The 16,815-nt window shown below is 73.2% G+C and carries 13 protein-coding genes and 1 pseudogene; 6 read left to right on the top strand and 8 right to left on the bottom strand.

Going from position 1 to position 16,815, the window contains the following annotated elements:
• Positions 1 to 113 precede the first annotated feature (113 nt).
• Complete coding sequence (locus tag ACWZEH_RS23150; RefSeq protein ID WP_456193030.1) at positions 114 to 1,607, top strand: alpha/beta hydrolase; 1,494 nt, start codon at positions 114 to 116, stop codon at positions 1,605 to 1,607.
• Positions 1,608 to 1,728: 121 nt separating this feature from the next.
• Here the strand turns inward: ACWZEH_RS23150 and moeZ are convergent, their stop codons facing one another.
• From moeZ to ACWZEH_RS23115, 7 genes and pseudogenes are all read right to left on the bottom strand, one after another.
• A complete protein-coding gene (gene moeZ, locus ACWZEH_RS23145; protein ID WP_456193029.1) occupies positions 1,729 to 2,907 on the bottom strand; it encodes an adenylyltransferase/sulfurtransferase MoeZ in 1,179 nt (392 codons plus the stop codon).
• A 64-nt stretch (positions 2,908 to 2,971) separates the two neighbouring features.
• Positions 2,972 to 3,813, bottom strand: a pseudogene (locus tag ACWZEH_RS23140) (spherulation-specific family 4 protein).
• Complete coding sequence (locus tag ACWZEH_RS23135; RefSeq protein WP_456193028.1) at positions 3,801 to 4,829, bottom strand: SDR family oxidoreductase; 1,029 nt, start codon at positions 4,827 to 4,829, stop codon at positions 3,801 to 3,803. The pseudogene ACWZEH_RS23140 and the gene ACWZEH_RS23135 overlap by 13 nt, the downstream one beginning before the upstream one ends.
• 40 nt (positions 4,830 to 4,869) lie before the next feature.
• On the bottom strand, positions 4,870 to 6,033 hold the full coding sequence (locus ACWZEH_RS23130) for a hypothetical protein (RefSeq protein ID WP_456193027.1): 1,164 nt from the start codon (positions 6,031 to 6,033) through the stop codon (positions 4,870 to 4,872).
• A complete protein-coding gene (locus ACWZEH_RS23125) occupies positions 6,030 to 7,820 on the bottom strand; it encodes a DUF3492 domain-containing protein (RefSeq protein ID WP_456193026.1) in 1,791 nt (596 codons plus the stop codon). Before ACWZEH_RS23125 ends, ACWZEH_RS23130 begins: the two co-directional genes overlap by 4 nt.
• A gap of 182 nt (positions 7,821 to 8,002) precedes the next feature.
• Positions 8,003 to 9,541 (bottom strand): DUF3152 domain-containing protein, encoded by a 1,539-nt coding sequence (locus tag ACWZEH_RS23120; protein WP_456193025.1) that lies wholly within the window; start codon positions 9,539 to 9,541, stop codon positions 8,003 to 8,005.
• 8 nt (positions 9,542 to 9,549) lie between these two features.
• The gene (locus ACWZEH_RS23115) at positions 9,550 to 10,623 is read right to left on the bottom strand and encodes an alpha/beta fold hydrolase (protein WP_456193024.1); all 1,074 of its coding nucleotides are present in this window, start codon (positions 10,621 to 10,623) and stop codon (positions 9,550 to 9,552) included.
• A 201-nt stretch (positions 10,624 to 10,824) separates the two neighbouring features.
• Here ACWZEH_RS23115 and ACWZEH_RS23110 point away from each other — a divergent pair, with 201 nt between their 5' ends.
• From ACWZEH_RS23110 to ACWZEH_RS23095, 4 genes are all read left to right on the top strand, one after another.
• Positions 10,825 to 11,052, top strand: coding sequence for a hypothetical protein (locus tag ACWZEH_RS23110; protein WP_456193023.1), 228 nt, complete (start codon positions 10,825 to 10,827; stop codon positions 11,050 to 11,052).
• 227 nt (positions 11,053 to 11,279) lie between these two features.
• Positions 11,280 to 11,924, top strand: coding sequence for a TetR/AcrR family transcriptional regulator (locus ACWZEH_RS23105; protein ID WP_042172863.1), 645 nt, complete (start codon positions 11,280 to 11,282; stop codon positions 11,922 to 11,924).
• 168 nt (positions 11,925 to 12,092) lie between these two features.
• Complete coding sequence (locus tag ACWZEH_RS23100; RefSeq protein WP_019522837.1) at positions 12,093 to 12,320, top strand: DUF3107 domain-containing protein; 228 nt, start codon at positions 12,093 to 12,095, stop codon at positions 12,318 to 12,320.
• A 318-nt stretch (positions 12,321 to 12,638) separates the two neighbouring features.
• Complete coding sequence (locus ACWZEH_RS23095; RefSeq protein WP_456193022.1) at positions 12,639 to 12,908, top strand: hypothetical protein; 270 nt, start codon at positions 12,639 to 12,641, stop codon at positions 12,906 to 12,908.
• 87 nt (positions 12,909 to 12,995) lie between these two features.
• On the opposite strand, the gene ACWZEH_RS23090 is transcribed toward ACWZEH_RS23095, so the two are convergent.
• Positions 12,996 to 13,751, bottom strand: a complete 756-nt coding sequence (locus ACWZEH_RS23090; protein WP_456193021.1) for a ferritin-like fold-containing protein — start codon at positions 13,749 to 13,751, stop codon at positions 12,996 to 12,998.
• A 475-nt stretch (positions 13,752 to 14,226) separates the two neighbouring features.
• Between ACWZEH_RS23090 and ACWZEH_RS23085 the strand changes: the two genes are divergently transcribed.
• On the top strand, positions 14,227 to 16,731 hold the full coding sequence (locus ACWZEH_RS23085; RefSeq protein ID WP_456193020.1) for a DEAD/DEAH box helicase: 2,505 nt from the start codon (positions 14,227 to 14,229) through the stop codon (positions 16,729 to 16,731).
• Positions 16,732 to 16,815: the final 84 nt, after the last annotated feature.

The following is a 16,815-nucleotide window of genomic DNA, read 5'->3' as shown; positions in this document are numbered from 1 at the left end:
CAACAGGTCAGAAGGTTATCCACAGGCTTCCGTGACGAACGCTGGATCTGCCTACCATGGCCTGACCGCCATCCGCCGCACGGTGCGGACGGCCCGCGAGGGGAATGTGGCACATGACGCGTTTCGTACGGTGGACGGCTCTGGCGGCCTGTGCCGCGCTGCTGACGGCGGGATGCAGCGGCGGCTCCTCCGACGACGGCTCGGACGACCAGGACAGGAGCGGCGGGACGGCGATCGGCTGGGGGCCCTGTGAGGCCTCCGGGGACACGCCCGCACCCGGTGAGGAATGGCAGTGCGGCACGCTCGAGGTACCGCTCGACTGGTCGGAGCCGGACGGCAGGACGATCGGGCTGGCGCTGATCCGGGCGAAGGCCACGGGGGACGACCGCCTCGGATCCCTGCTGTTCAACTTCGGCGGCCCCGGCGGCTCCGGCGTGTCCGGGATGCCTTCCTACGCCACCACCGCCTCGCAGCTGCGCGAGCGGTACGACCTGGTGAGCTGGGACCCGCGCGGGGTGGCCGCAAGCGAGGGCATCCGCTGCCGGGACGACGAGGAGATCGAGGCGGCCGAGTCGGTGGACTTCACCCCGGACACCCCGTCCGAAAAGCAGGCGTACCTCGCGGACGCCACGGACTTCGGAAAGGGCTGCCGGGAGTCGGCCGGCGAGCTGCTGGCCCATGTGTCGACCACCGACACCGCTCGTGACATGGACCGCATCCGGCAGGCTCTGGGCGACGACAGGCTCAACTACTTCGGGATCTCCTACGGCACCGAACTCGGCGGCGTCTACGCCCACCTCTTCCCGAAGAAGGTGGGGCGGCTCACTCTCGACGCGGTGGTCGACCCGACCGCCGACACGGTGGGGCACGCCCAAAACCAGACCCGTGGCTTCCAGCGCGCGCTGGACAACTATCTGAAGTCCACCGGCCGGGACCCCGGGCAGGGGTCGCGTGAGATAGCGGAGCTGCTGGACCGGATCGACGCCGAGCCGCTGCCGACGTCCTCGCAGGGGCGGGAGCTGACCCAGTCGCTGGCACTGACCGGCATCGTCCTCCCGTTGTACAGCCAGACCAGCTGGCCGGTGCTGACCAGCGCCCTGGAAGCGGCCGAGGAGGGCGACGGCTCGGAGCTGCTGGCGCTGGCCGACGGCTACAACGAACGGGACGCGTCGGGGAAGTACGGCACGACGACCCACTCGCAGCGGGCCATATCGTGCCTGGACGACAAGCAGCGGATGACGGCGGCCGAGACGGAGGAACTGCTGCCGGAGTTCGAGCGGCTGTCGCCGGTGTTCGGCCCGTTCCTCGGCTGGGACACGGCCGGCTGGTGCCACGACTGGCCGGTCCCCGGTCAGCACGACACCCCGGAGGTGAGCGCGCCGGGTGCCGCGCCGGTCCTGGTGATCGGCAACACCGGCGACCCCGCCACCCCGTACGAGGGCGCGCGGCGGATGGCGGACGAGCTGGGCGAGGGCGTGGGAACCGTGCTCACCTGGAAGGGCGAGGGCCACGGCGCGTACGGCAGTGGGAGCGACTGCGTCGACTCCACCGTGAACGCGTATCTGCTGGACGGCACGGTGCCGGAGGACGGCAAGGTCTGCTCTTGACGACGGCGGGGGCTTCGCGCACCCGTGGTGCGTGCGCGAAGCCCTCGCCGAAAACGCCCGGGACCGGGGCCCTGTCCGGGGTCGCGGTGGCGACCCCGGCGTCAGGCGCCCCGGGGATCGGTCAGTAGATCGGCTTGGCCGGCTCGATCTGGTTGACCCAGCCGACGACGCCGCCGCCGACGTGGACGGCGTCGGCGAAGCCCGCGGACTTCAGGACCGCGAGGACCTCCGCACTGCGGACGCCCGTCTTGCAGTTCAGGACGATCTTCTTGTCCTGCGGGAGGCTTTCCAGGGCGCTGCCCATGAGGAACTCGTTCTTCGGGATCAGCCGGGCGCCGGGGATGGAGACGATCTCGAACTCGTTCGGCTCGCGGACGTCGATGATCTCGATGTTCTCGCCGTCGTCGATCCACTCCTTGAGCTGCTTGGGAGTGATCGTGGAGCCGGCGGCCGCCGCCTGGGCCTCGTCGGAGACGACGCCGCAGAAGGCCTCGTAGTCGATGAGCTCGGTGACGGTCGGGTTCTCGCCGCAGATCGCGCAGTCGGGGTCCTTGCGGACCTTGACCTGGCGGTACTGCATCTCCAGGGCGTCGTAGATCATCAGGCGGCCGACCAGCGGCTCACCGATACCGGCGAGGAGCTTGATGGCCTCGTTGGCCTGGATGGAGCCGATGGACGCGCACAGCACACCCAGGACACCGCCCTCGGCGCAGGAGGGGACCATGCCGGGGGGCGGGGGCTCCGGGTAGAGGCAGCGGTAGCAGGGGCCGTGCTCGGACCAGAACACGGAGGCCTGGCCGTCGAAGCGGTAGATCGAGCCCCAGACGTAGGGCTTGTTCAACAGCACGCACGCGTCGTTGACCAGGTAGCGGGTCGCGAAGTTGTCCGTGCCGTCGACGATGAGGTCGTAGTCGCTGAAGAGGCCCATCACGTTGTCGGCCTCGAGGCGCTCCTCGTGGAGGACCACGTTCACGTAGGGGTTGATGCCCTTGATCGTGTCGCGCGCGGACTCGGCCTTGGGCCGGCCGATGTCGGCCTGGCTGTGGATGATCTGTCGCTGCAGGTTCGACTCGTCGACCTCGTCGAACTCCACGATGCCGAGCGTGCCCACGCCCGCCGCGGCCAGATACATCAGCCCCGGCGAACCCAGGCCACCGGCGCCGACGAACAGCACCTTGGCGTTCTTCAGCCGCTTCTGCCCGGCCATCCCCACGTCGGGGATGATCAGGTGGCGGGAGTACCTGCGGACCTCGTCTACGGTGAGCTCGGCGGCCGGCTCGACCAGGGGTGGCAACGACACGGGGACTCCGTTGGTCGGTCAATCACTACGGTTGTTCTTCCCCCCAACAGTGCCATGGCCTTTTTCATTCCGAGACACCCATCCCGACCTGCGAGACAACATCGTCCCAGTAGCCGGGCAGCTGCTCCCAGTGGCCGATGTTGCCGTCGTGGTCGGTGAACCGGACAGTCGCGGCGCCCTGCCGGCGGGCGATGCGCGGCGCCTCCTCCAGACGCGGCACCGGACCACGCGACCCGGGCGGGCACAGTGCAAGGGCCCCCCGAGTGGCAGAAACGCTCGGGCGGATGGACTGCGGTCCACTCGGCCACCTGTGACCAGCGGTAGTCGCGCCACGGGCCGGAGAAGGTGACCGGCTGGTCGGCGATGTCCGCGTGACCCGGGTGCGGGTGGGTTCCGTGGCCGAGGACGATGTGGGCATCGTCATGGATCGCCCGGAGCGTACGGACCACGCGCCGGACCTCGGGGAGCCCGGCGCGGTCCGCGGGGCAGTGGTCCAGGAGGAATCCGTCGGCCTGGTACCAGTCGATGAACCGGTGGTCGTCCGAGACCAGCTCACCGAAACCCCGGAGACCGTATGCCGGGTCGAGATGGCCCAGAATGCGGACACCGGCGTTGCGCAGGCGGCCGGCCGCTTCCAGGCAGCTCGGATCGGGTCGCGCTCCGGGTCCCTCGGCCACGTTCAGGACGACCCGGTGCAGCGGGGCTCGCGCCTCCCGGGCGGGTGAGCGCGTTCCATTCGGCCGGAGCGAGGAGAGGATGCGCCAGACCGGGCACGCCGAAGCCGGTGCGGGCAGCGGTGCCGGTGCTTGTGCCCCTGCCGGCCCCGGGCCTGCTGTCGCCCGCGGCGGCCGACCGGCCGGGGCGGACCGAACCGCCCGGGTGGTTCCGGTTGGTCAGATGCGGCATGCCGCCTCCATCCAGATGTCGGCGAGGGACTCCTCGAGATTGATCCGGGGCCGCCATCCGAGCCGGTCGCGCGCGGTGCGCACGTCCGCCTGCTGCCAGCTGCCGCAGCCGTCCGGGTAGGGGAACGCGACCGCGGCCGTGTGCTGGTCGGACTCGCCGCGGGGGTGCCCGATGGCCGGCCTCGGATGCGGGGGGTGGGCGGTGTGCCCCGCGTGACCGCCGTGCCCGCCGTGCGCGGAGTGGGAGAGGTGAGCACCGGGCGAGCCGTCGAGCTCGTTCAGAACGCCGCTGTATCCGGCCACCCGGGCGAGCACCCCGGCAGCGTCCCGCAGGCGGACGGCGCGACCCGAACCGATGTTGATGACCCCCTGCGCGGCGGAGAGCGAGGCCGCGTGGACGGCGCGCGCCACGTCCCGGACGTCGACGAAGTCGCGCTGGACGCCGAGGCCGCCGAGCTTCAGTTCGCCGTCACCGGACTGCATCGCACGGCGCATGGCCTCGGCGAGGCGGCCGAGCGGCGAACCGGCGGGGGTGCCGGGGCCCGCGGGTGAGAAGACCCGCAGGACCACGGCGTCCAGGCCGGAGCCGAGGACGAGTTCGGTCGCGGCGAGCTTGCTCACTCCGTACGGACCGCCGGGGCGGGGGACGGCGTCCTCCGCCGTGGAGGAGTTGGGCTGGCTGGGTCCATACTCGGCGCTGCAGCCGATCTGCACGAGCCGGGCGCCGCAGCCGCTGCGGCGCAGGGCCTCGCAGACGGTGGCCACGGCGACGGTGTTGTGCCGGGTGAGGTCGCGGGCTCCGCCGCGGGTGGTACCGGCGCAGTTGACCACGACGCCGGGGTGCACGGCGTCGAGGAAGCGGGTGAGCGCACCGGGGCTGCCGGTGGCGAGGTCGAAGCGGACGTCGGCGTCGTCGCCGCGGCCGAGAGCGGTGAGCTGGACGGCCGGGTCGGCGAGCAGACGGTCGGCGACGAAGCGGCCGAGGTAGCCGCCTGCTCCGATCAGCAGGACTCTCATCGGGCGGCTCCTGTGACGACCGAGGCCGCTGGGCGGGCGATCATGCGGGATCTCCTTGGGGTGGGGCCTCCGGCTGGGCGTGGGCCGAGGCTCGGGTGAGGGTGCGTGCTGCGTGGATCAGAAGGGTCAGGGCGGCCGCGCCGCAGATGAGGGTGGGGACGCCGCTGGGGTCCCAGGCGGCGACCAGGGTTTCCACGGGGGTGGCCAGCGCCCCGCAGCCGGGCAGGCGGGCCGTGAAGACCACGGCCAGGACGGCCCCCTGGGCGAGGGCCGCGGCGACGAGGACCACCTTCGGCGCGTGGGTGAAGCCGTGGAGGGCGAGGAGGCGGGCCAGGAAGAAGAGGGCGCCCAGGGTGAGCACTTCGTGGAGGGTGAAGGGCTCGTCCAGGGCCGTGGCGCAGAGGGCGAAGAGCGCGGCCAGGGCGCACAGGAACAGGGCGAAGGCGCCGAACAGCAGGGGGCGCACGGAGTCGGCGAAGTCCTCGAGACCGCGGCTGGCCGCGACCTTGCGGCGGGCCCGTACGGCGAACAGCCGGGCGCTCCAGGCCCCGGGGGCGAAGGCCAGGGTGAGGGCCAGGGCCGGGGCGACGGCGAGCGCCCAGCCGCCGCCGGTGACACCGGTGGGCGGGCCGTCGGGACCGCCGGTGATCGCGGTGTGGAGCAGGCCGTCACCCAGGAGGGCGTATCCGACGAGCCAGCAGGTCCAGGCCGCCGTGCCCGTGGTGGGTGGACTGGACGCGGCGGGCGTGGTGCCGAGGGGCCTGCCGCGTCGCAGGGCCGCGCGCATGGCCAGGGCGATGGCGAGGACTCCCGCGGAGACGGCGTAGACGCGGGTCTGGCCGTGGGTGAGGCGCAGAGCGGCCACCGACGCGAGGCAGAGGGCGCCGGGGAGCAGGGTGAGGAGGACCCAGCCGGCGCGGAGCCCGGGGGCGGCCCTGTCGGCGGAGGGGCGGGAGACGTCGCCGTCGCGCGGGATGCGGGCGTACAGCTCCTCCGCCAGGGAGAAGACGTCCCGGTGCCGGAAGCGTGCGGCGGTCCGGTCGGTGACGCCGTGCGCCTCGAGGCCCGCCGCGATCTCCAGGGCATCCACCGCGCGTTCGCACAGCTCGCGGTGGCGGTGCAGCAGCGCCTTCACGGGGTCGGCGGTGCCCTGGCCGGGGCCGGGCCGCGCGGTCTCGCGGTCCAGTTCGTCCAGGCCCGTCATCGCGCCGCCTCCGTCACGGGGATGGGCGACGCGTCCGCCACCGGGGTGGTCGCGGACCGAGCCGGGGCGGTGGCCCGCACGGGCGTGTCCGTGGCCCAGGCCGGGACGGTGCGGGACGGCCGGTGGGAGGTGAGGTCGGCCCAGCGGCCGGGGACATGGGCCTCGGCGGGAGCGGCGAAGGGCAGGGGATCACCGGTGGCGTTCAGGAGGACGTGGCGGACCGGGGTGCGCGCGACGATCTCCAGGTACAGGTCGTGGAACGCGGCGACGTTCTGCTCGACGGTGAACAGTTCGAGCGCGCGGGCGCGCGCGGCGGCACCGAGGCGCGCGCGCCGCTCGGGGTCGCGCAGCAGCGACACGCACGCCTCGGCGAGTGCTCGCGGATCGCGCGGGGGTACGACGAGTCCGGTGCCGCCGATGACCTCGACCACGGCGCCGACGTCCGTGGACACCGTCGCGCGGCCGGCGAACATCGCCTCGACGAGTCCGGCGGGGAAGCCTTCGACGACGCTGGACAGGACGGTCACGGCGCCCGCTGCGTACGCGTCGGCGGGGCCGGTGAGCCCCGGGCCGCCGATCTCCTCGAAGGACACCGGACCGGCGCCGTCGGCGTGCGGGTCCTCGGCTCCGTCCGGGAAGAGCCGCGCGGCCAGGTCCCTGCAGTGCTCGAGGTAGGGGGCGCCCTCGGGGCCCGCCGGGCCGCCGATGATCCGCAGGCGGGCCGAGGGCTCGGCCGTACGGACCCCGGCGAACGCGTGCAGCAGCGAGACCAGGTCCTTGGCGGGTTCCACCCGGCCGGTCCAGACGAGGGTGTGCGGGTCGGCGCGCTCCGGCGACTCGCCCGCCTCCGCGAAGGGCGCCGCGTCCATGCCGGGATGGACCGTACGGACCTTCGTCCGGTCGGCTCCGCAGCGTTCCTGCCAGCGGCGGGTGTGCGAGTTGCCCGGGGTGATGAACGCGGCCCGCCGGTAGGTTTCGGCGGCGAGCCGGCCGTGGAAGGCCGCGAGCAGGGACCGGACGGCGGATGAGGAGTCCGGCCGGGTCAGGTAGTGCGTGCGCAGCCGGACGCCGTACTCGGTCACCAGCAGGGGGACGCCGAAGAAGTGGCCGGCGAGCAGACCCGGCAGGGCGGCCGTGCCGCCGGAGGCGGCGTGGCACAGGTCGACCGCGCCGAGCCCGTCCTCCTCGTGCCAGTCGAGGGAGAGGGGGCGCAGGGCCTGGTGCAGGTGCGCGGCCACGGCCAGCAGGTCCGGCACCCGGGCCTCCCGCACGGCGGGCAGCACGCGGGGCGCACGGCAGGCGCGTTCCAGGGCGCGTACGGCGGTCTCGGAACGGAGGGCGGCGGTGAGACCGCCTTCCTCGCGGGCGAGTTCGGCGAGACCGAACAGCGCCCCGGCGAAACGGTCCGCCTCGGCCTGGGTGCGGGTCGTCCCTGTCGTTCCGGCGCCCCCGGGGCCCGCGTCGGGTGCCACCGCGGGGGTCGCCGTCGCGGAGCCGGACGCGCAGAGGACGGCGACGAGTTCGCCGTAGTGCTCGGCGAAGCGCCGGCGCGCGCGCCTGCCGTACACCACCCCGTCGTCCTCGGCCGTCCACAGCGGCGCGGTACGCACCCGGCCGACCTGCGGCGGCAGCGGCACCCAGCCGTCGTCCTCCTGGGCCTGGCTGCGACTGAACGCGTAGACGTCGAACTCGTGGTGTCCGAGTCCGCGCACGAGACGGTCGCACCAGAGTCCGGCGTCACCGCTCACATACGGATAGCCACCCTCCGTAAGCAGTCCGATGCGCACGAGTGCACCCCCGATCTCCCGTATGGGGAGCCGCCGTTGACCCGGCGGCTCGCAGCGGGACGAACGTATGCGGACAAGGTGGTGGCGTGATGGACGGTTGTCCGTCGCACCATCAGAAGGGGTGAACGGTCGTAACTTTCCCGTGTGGGGTGCGTTGGGTCACGCTAGGGGGTCGGATACCGTCAGCTGTTCGGATACGCCCAGGCGTTGGGCCGGCAGCTGATTCCGTCGTGTTCGAGGAACTTGGTCTGCTGCTGCATGACCGGGGCCAGATCGCCGTCCTTGTCACAGGTGACGTGGTTGTACCCGAGGCGGTGGCCGACCTCGTGGTTGATCAGCATCTGGCGGTAGGCGAGCAGTTCGTCGCCGTACGTCGCGGCACCCCGCGCCCAGCGGAACGCGTTGATCATCACGCGTTCGGTGGACGCCGAGTCGCAGGACACGTTGTCGACCGTGGTGTCCAGGCCGGACTTGGCGCACCACTCGGCGGTCGTCGCGGGGCCGGCGAGGGTGATGACGAAGTCGGGGCGGCCGGAGTGGATGCGTTCGAAGGTGCGGGCGCCGTTGTGCGCCCAGCTGCGGTCGTCGTTGAGCGTCCTGTGCACCGCCTCGGCGAAGAGTGCCCCGTCGAGGCCGAGTCCCCGCTCCACGTCCACGCGGTAGGTGATCTTCTGCCCCTTGCCGGGCCCTTCGGCGATGCCGGTGATCGCGTCGAACTTCCCCGAGCCCTCGGCCGTGGCGCTGAGCGGGAACCTCTTGTCCATCTTCTGCGCGTACGTCAGCGGCTCGGCGCGGGGGGCTCCCGGGGAGGTGCCCCGATCGTCGCCCGCGCCCCCGCCCACACCGGGGTCCCGGACGTCGCGCGCCGCCTGTTCGGGGGCGGACTGCGCCTGGAGGCCGTCGGAACCGTCGCGCTCGTCGGCGACCTGGCCGGCCACGACGACCGCCAGCACGGTGGTGACGGCGGCGGCCGCGATCCCGGTGAACGCGCGCCCCTTGGCGCCCTTGCCCTGCTCCGGCGCCCCGGTGGGTGGCGTGTCGCCGGGACCGGCCTGGGCCCCCGTGGCCGAGGCGGGACTCCAGTCCGTGACGGCGGTACAAGGATCCGTGGGGTGTGCGGGGCCCACACCAAAGGCCGGGCGGATCGTGGCGGGCGGACGGGGCGTGAGGACGTCGTCGCCCTCACCGAAGGCGTCGAGGTAGTCCTGCCGCGGGCCCTGTCGGCCTCGCGGCCCCCGTGGCCCGCGCGGTTGCTCGGGCGGCGCCTGGCGCTGCCCCGGCAGGGGTACGGCCCGGCCGGCCGACCGGGCACCCGCGCCGCGTCCCCCCACCTCTCCCCAGCCGCCGCCGGGTTCCCGCTGCTCGGGGTGGCCGCCGCCACGGGCGGCTCGCGGAACGTCGTACGCGGGGGTGCCGTCGGGCAGTCGGGGGAAGCCGTGGGCGGGCGTGCCGTCGGGGAAGCGAGGCACTCCCCGCGCCGGTGTCCCGTCCGGAAGCCGGCCGTCCGGTGGCCGCCGTGCCCCGTGGGCGGGGGTTCCGGGCCCCTCGGGTATGCCGTCACCCCGCGCTCCCCGCCCGGGTGAGCCGTACGGGCCGGGCGGGGTGGGTGGGCTGTACGCACCGGTTCCGCCGGAGGCCGCCCCCTGTCCCGGGGGCGTCGTACCCCGCGCCGGGCGGGCGTCGCCCTTGGGCGCGGGTCCACGGCGGCTGTGGCGTCCCACGTCGCGCCTCAGCCCCTCAGGTTGTCGGCGGTTGGCCCGCCGGCGGCGGTCCCGTCCGCGGTGATACCGGCGGCCGAGCCCGGGGCGCCCTTCGCACCCGGCTCCAAAGTATCCCCCTCCTCCGCCGGATCCGTTGCATCCGCGAGGAGTTCACGGAACGCGGCGGCCACCGCCTCGGGGTATTCCATCATCGCCACATGCCCCGCTTCGGGCAGGGTGACCAGCCTGGAGTCGCGGAACGCGCGGGCCGCGCGCCCGGCCATCCGGAAGCCGACGAGCTGGTCCCGTCCGCCGTACAGCAGCAGGGTCGGCGCGAGCACCCGCTCGGCCTGGCGCCACAGCCCGTGCCGGCCGCCGAGGGTGTACGCGTTGACGAGGCCCCGCGCGGAGCGGGCCATGGCATCCCAGAAGTACGGCAGCCGCAGCCGGCGTTCCATCTCCTGCACGGCGTGGCGGAACGCCTCCGGTGTCACCTGCCCGGGGTCTCCGTAGCAGAGCGCCACGACGCCGCGGACGCGCTGTTCCGCCGACCATCCCCGGGTGATCCGGGTGAACAGCGGGGCCACCCCGGGCACCGCCAGCAGTCCCGTCGGCACGGCGGTGCGCTGCACGCGCAGTTCGGGAAGGGCCGGTGACACGAGCGTGAGCGTCCGGACGAGATCGGGGCGCACGGCGGCGACACGGGTGGCGACCGCGCCGCCGAGCGAATTGCCCAGGAGGTGCGCGGGGCCGCGCCCGGCCGCGTCGAGATAACGGATCACCGCGCGGGCGTGCGCCGAGATCGAGTAGTTGCCGTCGTCCGGCGGCGGCGAGTTGCCGAAGCCGGGAAGGTCGACGGCCTCGCTGTGGACGATGTCGTCCAGGAGGGGCATCAGCGTGGACCAGTTCTGCGACGACCCCCCGAGCCCGTGGATGTGGAGTGCGGGCGGGAGTCCTTCGCGCGCGGGCGGCCTCGACCGCACGGACAGGGTGACGCCCGGAAGTTCGACCGACCTGAGACGCTCGCCCTCGGCGACCCTCACGGCGGCCTCTTCGGAAAGAATGGTCGTGGGCGGCACGGACGGCAGGTCGGTCGAAGACATGCCGCAATGTTACGAGACGATCACGCCGGGACTCGTGTGCCGGCGGTCACAGACCCGCCGGCCCCGCCGCGTGCACACGGCGTCACGTCCCGGTCGCGGATCGCACGACGCCCGGATCGGGTGTCTCCCTGGCTCGAACCGAGGGCACTCGTATGTGACCCCCGCACGGTGCGGGGACGTTCGCAGGAAGGGAGCCCAGCCATGGCATCAGATCCCACCGATCCCGAGACGTTCGAGGAAGCCGACGCCGCCCGCGAAGACCTGGAGTACGGTGTCGAGGCGCCGGAGGCCGACGCGGCCGAGCAGCACGCGGGCCTCGCCCCGGACCGTGACGAGCCGCTGACCGACGCCGACACCGACCGCGCCAACGAGGCGGACCTCGCCGAACAGGCCAGGGTCGTCTCCCTCGACGAGGACGACTACCGGTGACGGCGCCGAGGGAGCCGGGGAGGTCGCAGAAGGGCCACTCCACGGGAAAGGTCCACGCGGAAACGAGGTCTCGCCTTGCCCTCTCTGGCAGCTTTTGAAACCGTCCATGCGGCTTTCGGCGTCGTCCGGTCCGTGAAATCCTGCGCTCTCACCGCGCACAGCACGGTTACCGAAAAGTACGATGACGGCGCGGCTCACACCGCATGTGGACGACAATGGGAGGCGGCGTGACAGCCATCGAGCAGACAGAGACCGTGCGCCCGAGGGGCACACGCCTGCCGCGCCGTGCCCGACGGAACCAGCTGCTGGGCGCCGCCCAGGAAGTGTTCGTCGCGCAGGGTTACCACGCGGCGGCGATGGACGACATCGCCGAGCGTGCGGGCGTCAGCAAGCCGGTGCTCTACCAGCACTTCCCGGGCAAGCTCGACCTGTATCTGGCGCTGCTGGACCAGCACTGCGAGTCGCTGATCCAGTCGGTGCGTCACGCGCTCGCGTCGACGCACGACAACAAGCAGCGCGTACGGGCGACCATGGACGCCTACTTCGCGTACGTCGAGGACGACGGTGGCGCCTTCCGGCTGGTCTTCGAGTCGGACCTGACGAACGAGCCCGCGGTGCGCGAGCGGGTCGACCGGGTCACCAACGACTGCGCCGAGGCGATCTGCGACGTCATCGCCGAGGACACCGGGCTGTCGCGCCAGGAGTCGATGCTGCTCGCCTCGGGGCTGGGCGGTCTGGCCCAGGTGGTCGCGCGGTCCTGGCTGCACAGCGACCGCAGCGTGCCGCGCGACCAGGCGGTCCAGCTGCTGACCTCGCTGGCCTGGCGGGGCATCGCCGGATTCCCGCTGCACGGCAGCGAGCAGCAGTTCTGACAGCGCCGGGCCGCGGATGCCGGCGGGCGGGGGCGGCCGTTTGTTCCCGTCCGCTGTTCGCTCCTGGCGTTGCGGGGGCTGAGCGTGCACATCGCCTCACCGGGCTAATGTGTGCTGAGTACGGCGCGGAAGGCCGCGCACTTCACTGACCGTCGGAGGGACATAGCCGTGGAGGTCAAGATCGGCGTGCAGCACGCGCCCCGCGAGATCGTTCTGGAGAGCGGTCAGAGCGCCGAGGAGGTCGAGCGCGTGGTGGCCGAGGCGCTGGCCGGGAAGTCTCAGCTGCTGAGCCTCGTGGACGAGCACGGCCGCAAGATCCTGGTCCCGGCCGACCGTCTCGCATACGTCGAGATCGGCGAGCCGGCCCCGCGCAAGGTGGGCTTCGGCGCACTGTAGGCGACGGCCGGCAGACACACCGGCGGGCATGGAAGGGCCCGGCGGCTCGGCACCCCGAGCCGCCGGGCCCTTCCATGCCCGCGCTCCGCACCTTTCGGATGCTCCGGCGCTCCGCTCTGCGCGTCTGCTCCGTTCGGCTTCTCCCCCGTGCCGTTCACCTCTGCGCACCCCGCCGTTCCCCCTGCCGCCCGGCGCCGTCTTCGCTCTTCACGGACGGGGCCCGGGTCCCTTACAGGGGAGGATTGGATTCCGCAGGTCAGGGGTAGGACGGGCTACGACCGATGTGAGCAGGCCGGCTATGCGGGAGGGACCCCGAACATGCTCTTGGAAGCGCTCGGTTCAGCGATCCTCGGCCTGGCTCTGGCATGGGCGGCCACGCGCCGCCTGCCGCACCGCCTCCCCGCCCGCACGCTGGTCCTGTCGACCGGGGTGGCCGGGGCCCTGTTCGGCGCCTTCCTCACGCACAGCGCGCTGGACGCGGGCCGCCTGCCGGCGGTCCTGTTCGGGGCGGCGATCGTCTCCGTGGCGTCGCTGTCACTGCTGCTGCGCCCCGCGGGCGGGCTCCGCGGCCGATCGGCGACCGCCTGACCGGCCGCCGAAACCGGTTCCGCCGACACGACACCTCCTGTCCTGGAGCTCCACGGGGCCCAGGAGCCCGGCGGAGCCGGACGATTCTCAGGCCGCCAGGCCCAGGGCCGCCATCCGCTTGGTGTGGGCCTCGGTGATCCGGGAGAACATCCGGCCGACCTCTGCGAGGTCGAATCCGTCCGCGACACCGCCGACGAGCATCATCGACAGCGCGTCCCGGTCGGCCACGACCCGCTGCGACTGGGACAGCGCCTCACCCATCAGCCGCCGCGCCCACAGTGCGAGCCGCCCGCCCACGCGCGGGTCCGCGTCGATCGCCGCGCGCACCTTCTCGACGGCGAACCCGCCGTGCCCGGTGTCGTCGAGCACGCCCAGCACCAGCGCGCGGGTGTCGGAGTCCAGCCTGGCCGCGACCTCCCGGTAGAAGTCGCTGGCGATCGAGTCGCCGACGTAGGCCTTGACGAGCCCCTCGAGCCAGTCGGAGGGCGCCGTCTGCTTGTGGAAGCCCTCGTACGCGGCCACGAACGGCTCCATCGCGACGGTCGGCTCCTGGCCGATCCCGGCCAGCCGGTCGCGCAGCCGCTCGAAGTGGTGGAACTCGGCCGACGCCATCTTCGCCAGCTCCGCCTTGTCCTCCAGCGTGGGCGCCAGCTTGGCGTCGTCCGCGAGCCGCTCGAACGCCGCCAGTTCCCCGTACGCGAGCGCGCCGAGCAGGTCCACGATGGCGGCGCGGTACTGCGGGTCGGCGGAGGCGACCGCCCAGTCCATGGCGGCGACGCCGGTCGGCGCGGCGGGGGTGTCGGGGGTGTCCGTGACAGGGTCGGGCATGTCAGAGCTCGTCATAATCCGCACAATAGCCCGCTTGTCGCGGGCCGTAAGGCGCTGGTCAACACGTGTGATGACGACTACGTGGCCAGATCGGCCATGGCGTGTGCGCGAATTCGGGGTATGGTGGTAATGCGCCTGCCGAGTACTCTGACGTAGTCGACGGGGCGCACGTATGAGGATGCCCGGTCGGAGGCCCGATCGGCTCCGCCCCGACCGCTCTCCCTGACCGTACGGCACATTGCGTACGACGATCGGAGGGACCCTCAGCGGTACGAGCGCTAGAGCGTCGGCAGTGGTCCCGTGCCCTACGGCATCCCCGTAAGGCAGCCGACGTCCCCGGCATGGTCCATAGACGACCCCCGCGCTCGCCTCGCACCGCGCACACAGAAGAGGCAGCACCCTGACTACGTTCCGAGAGCTCGGGATTCTCCCCGAGACCGCCGAAGCCCTTGAAGCCGTCGGCATCATCACCCCCTTCCCCATCCAGGAGATGACGCTCCCCGTGGCCCTGTCGGGCTCGGACGTCATCGGCCAGGCCAAGACCGGTACCGGCAAGACGCTGGGCTTCGGCCTTCCGATCCTCGAGCGCGTGACCGTCCCCGCGGACGTGGAGGCGGGCCGCGCGAAGCCCGAGGACCTCACGGACACGCCGCAGGCGCTCGTCGTCGTCCCCACCCGCGAGCTGTGCACGCAGGTCACCAACGACCTGCTGACCGCCGGCAAGGTGCGCAATGTCCGCGTCACCGCGATCTACGGCGGACGGGCCTACGAGCCGCAGGTCGAGGCCCTGAAGAAGGGCGTCGACGTGATCGTCGGCACCCCGGGCCGCCTGCTCGACCTGGCCGGGCAGAAGAAGCTGAACCTGAAGGACGTCAAGGCCCTCGTCCTCGACGAGGCCGACGAGATGCTCGACCTGGGCTTCCTGCCCGACGTCGAGAAGATCATCAACCTGCTTCCGGCCCGCCGCCAGACCATGCTGTTCTCGGCGACGATGCCGGGCGCGGTCATCGGGCTGGCCCGCCGCTACATGTCGCAGCCCACGCACATCAGCGCCACCTCGCCGGACGACGCGGGCGCGACCGTCGCGAACACCACGCAGTTCATCTACCGCGCGCACAACATGGACAAGCCCGAGATGGTCTCGCGGATACTCCAGGCGGACAACCGGGGCCTGGTCATGGTCTTCTGCCGCACCAAGCGCACCGCCGCCGACCTCGCCGACCAGCTCAAGCAGCGAGGCTTCGCCTCCGGCGCGGTCCACGGCGACCTCGGCCAGGGCGCCCGCGAGCAGGCGCTGCGCGCGTTCCGCAACGGCAAGGTGGACGTGCTCGTCTGCACCGACGTCGCCGCCCGCGGCATCGACGTCGAAGGCGTCACGCACGTCATCAACTACCAGTCCCCCGAGGACGAGAAGACGTACCTGCACCGCATCGGCCGTACCGGCCGCGCGGGGGCGAAGGGTACGGCGATCACGCTGGTCGACTGGGACGACATCCCGCGCTGGCAGCTGATCAACAAGGCGCTGGACCTGGGCTTCGGCGACCCGCCGGAGACGTACTCCACCTCCCCGCACCTGTTCACCGACCTCGGCATCTCCGAGGGCACGAAGGGGGTCCTGCCGCGTTCGGAGCGCGTCCGCGCCGGGCTCGACGCGGAGGAGATGGAGGACCTGGGCGAGCTGGGCGGCCGTGGTGGCCCGCGCGGACGCGGTGGCCGCAACGAGCGGGCCGACCGCAGCAACCGGGGCGAGCGGGCCGACCGGGGCGACTCCCTGTCCGCGGACCACGAGCGCCCGGCCCGTACGCCGCGCCGCCGTCGCCGCACGCGTGGCGGTACACCGCTGAGCGAGTCGGCGCAGCAGCCGGCGTCCCCGGCCGTCGGGGGCGCCGGCGAAAGCACCGGTGAGGCGGAGGCCGGCACGACTTCCCGCGCCCCGCGTCGCCGTCGCCGTATGCGCGGTGGGGCCGAGGCGACGACGGCCCCGGTGGCCGCCGCGGTCGAGTCCGCCGAGGCCGCCGTCGCGGTGGCGGAGGGCACGACCGGACACGCTCCAAAGACCCCGGAAGTCCTTGAGGCCCCGTCGAACGAGGCCCCGTCGAACGAGGTCCCGTCGAAGCCGCGCCGCCGCCGTTCCCGCAGGTCCGCGGAGACGGCAGCCGTCGTCGACACCGCGGCCGACGCAGCGGTGGCGGTCGCCGTCGCCCCGTCGGCCGAGAGCGCCGCCCCGACCGGGGCGGCCCCGGTGTCCGGTGAGCCCGAGACCCCCGCCGTCGAGCCGCGCCGCCGCCGGACCCGCAAGTCCGCGGCCGCGACTGCGCCTTCGGCTGCCGAGGTAGTGGTGGACACGGCCGAGGCGACCGCGGCATCCACCCCTGAGCCGGTGGAGACCAAGCCTCGCCGCACCCGCAAGAGCGTGGCCAGGGCCCCCGAGGCTGCCGCTGCCGAGGCCGTGCTCGACACCGCCGAAGGCACGGAGGCCAAGCCCCGCCGCCGCACCCGCAAGGCCACCGCGACGGCCGAGGCCGCTGAGACCGCCACGACCGCCGCCGGTATCCCCATCCCGGCCCAGGCCACGTCCGAGACCGAGCCGGAGGCAGCCGCGGCGACCAAGCCCCGGCGCACCCGCAAGACCGCTGCGGCGGCGGAGACGGCTGTGGACACGGCCGAGGCCACCGAGGCCAAGCCCCGGGTCCGCCGCACCCGTAAGGCGGCCACCGCCACGCAGCAGCCGGAAGCCACGGCGGTCGCCACGGCCGAGGCGAAGCCCAAGCGCACCCGGAAGACGGCGGCCGCCAAGGCCGCAGACACCGCTGAGGCTGTCGAGGCGGCCGAGACCAAGCCGCGCCGCCGCGCCCGCAAGGCCACCGCGGACACCGCCGGTATCCCGGCCCAGGCGGCGTCCGAGGCCGAGCCGGAGGCGGCCGAGGCCAAGCCCCGGGTCCGCCGCGCCCGCAAGACCGCTGCGGCGGCCCCCGCGGAGTCCACGGAGGCCTGACGCGCACCCGAGGCGCCGTCCGACGGCCCGGTCCCACACCTGTGGGGCCGGGCCGTCGGCGTCACCCGGCAGGCGTCACCCGGC

Source organism: Streptomyces yamdrokensis (genome assembly GCF_053890455.1).
Note: the sequence above shows the minus strand (reverse complement) of the source record. Positions and strands in the feature narration are given on the sequence as shown.

Excerpts from the sequence above, each read along its gene's own strand:
- ACWZEH_RS23115 (WP_456193024.1), bottom strand. The coding sequence starts at position 10,623 with ATGTCTTCGACCGACCTGCCGTCCGTGCCGCCCACGACCATTCTTTCC.
- ACWZEH_RS23130 (WP_456193027.1), bottom strand. The coding sequence starts at position 6,033 with ATGACGGGCCTGGACGAACTGGACCGCGAGACCGCGCGGCCCGGCCCC.
- ACWZEH_RS23110 (WP_456193023.1), top strand. The coding sequence starts at position 10,825 with ATGGCATCAGATCCCACCGATCCCGAGACGTTCGAGGAAGCCGACGCC.
- ACWZEH_RS23090 (WP_456193021.1), bottom strand. The coding sequence starts at position 13,751 with ATGACGAGCTCTGACATGCCCGACCCTGTCACGGACACCCCCGACACC.
- ACWZEH_RS23135 (WP_456193028.1), bottom strand. The coding sequence starts at position 4,829 with ATGAGAGTCCTGCTGATCGGAGCAGGCGGCTACCTCGGCCGCTTCGTC.
- ACWZEH_RS23150 (WP_456193030.1), top strand. The coding sequence starts at position 114 with ATGACGCGTTTCGTACGGTGGACGGCTCTGGCGGCCTGTGCCGCGCTG.
- ACWZEH_RS23085 (WP_456193020.1), top strand. The coding sequence starts at position 14,227 with ATGACGCTCCCCGTGGCCCTGTCGGGCTCGGACGTCATCGGCCAGGCC.
- ACWZEH_RS23095 (WP_456193022.1), top strand. The coding sequence starts at position 12,639 with ATGCTCTTGGAAGCGCTCGGTTCAGCGATCCTCGGCCTGGCTCTGGCA.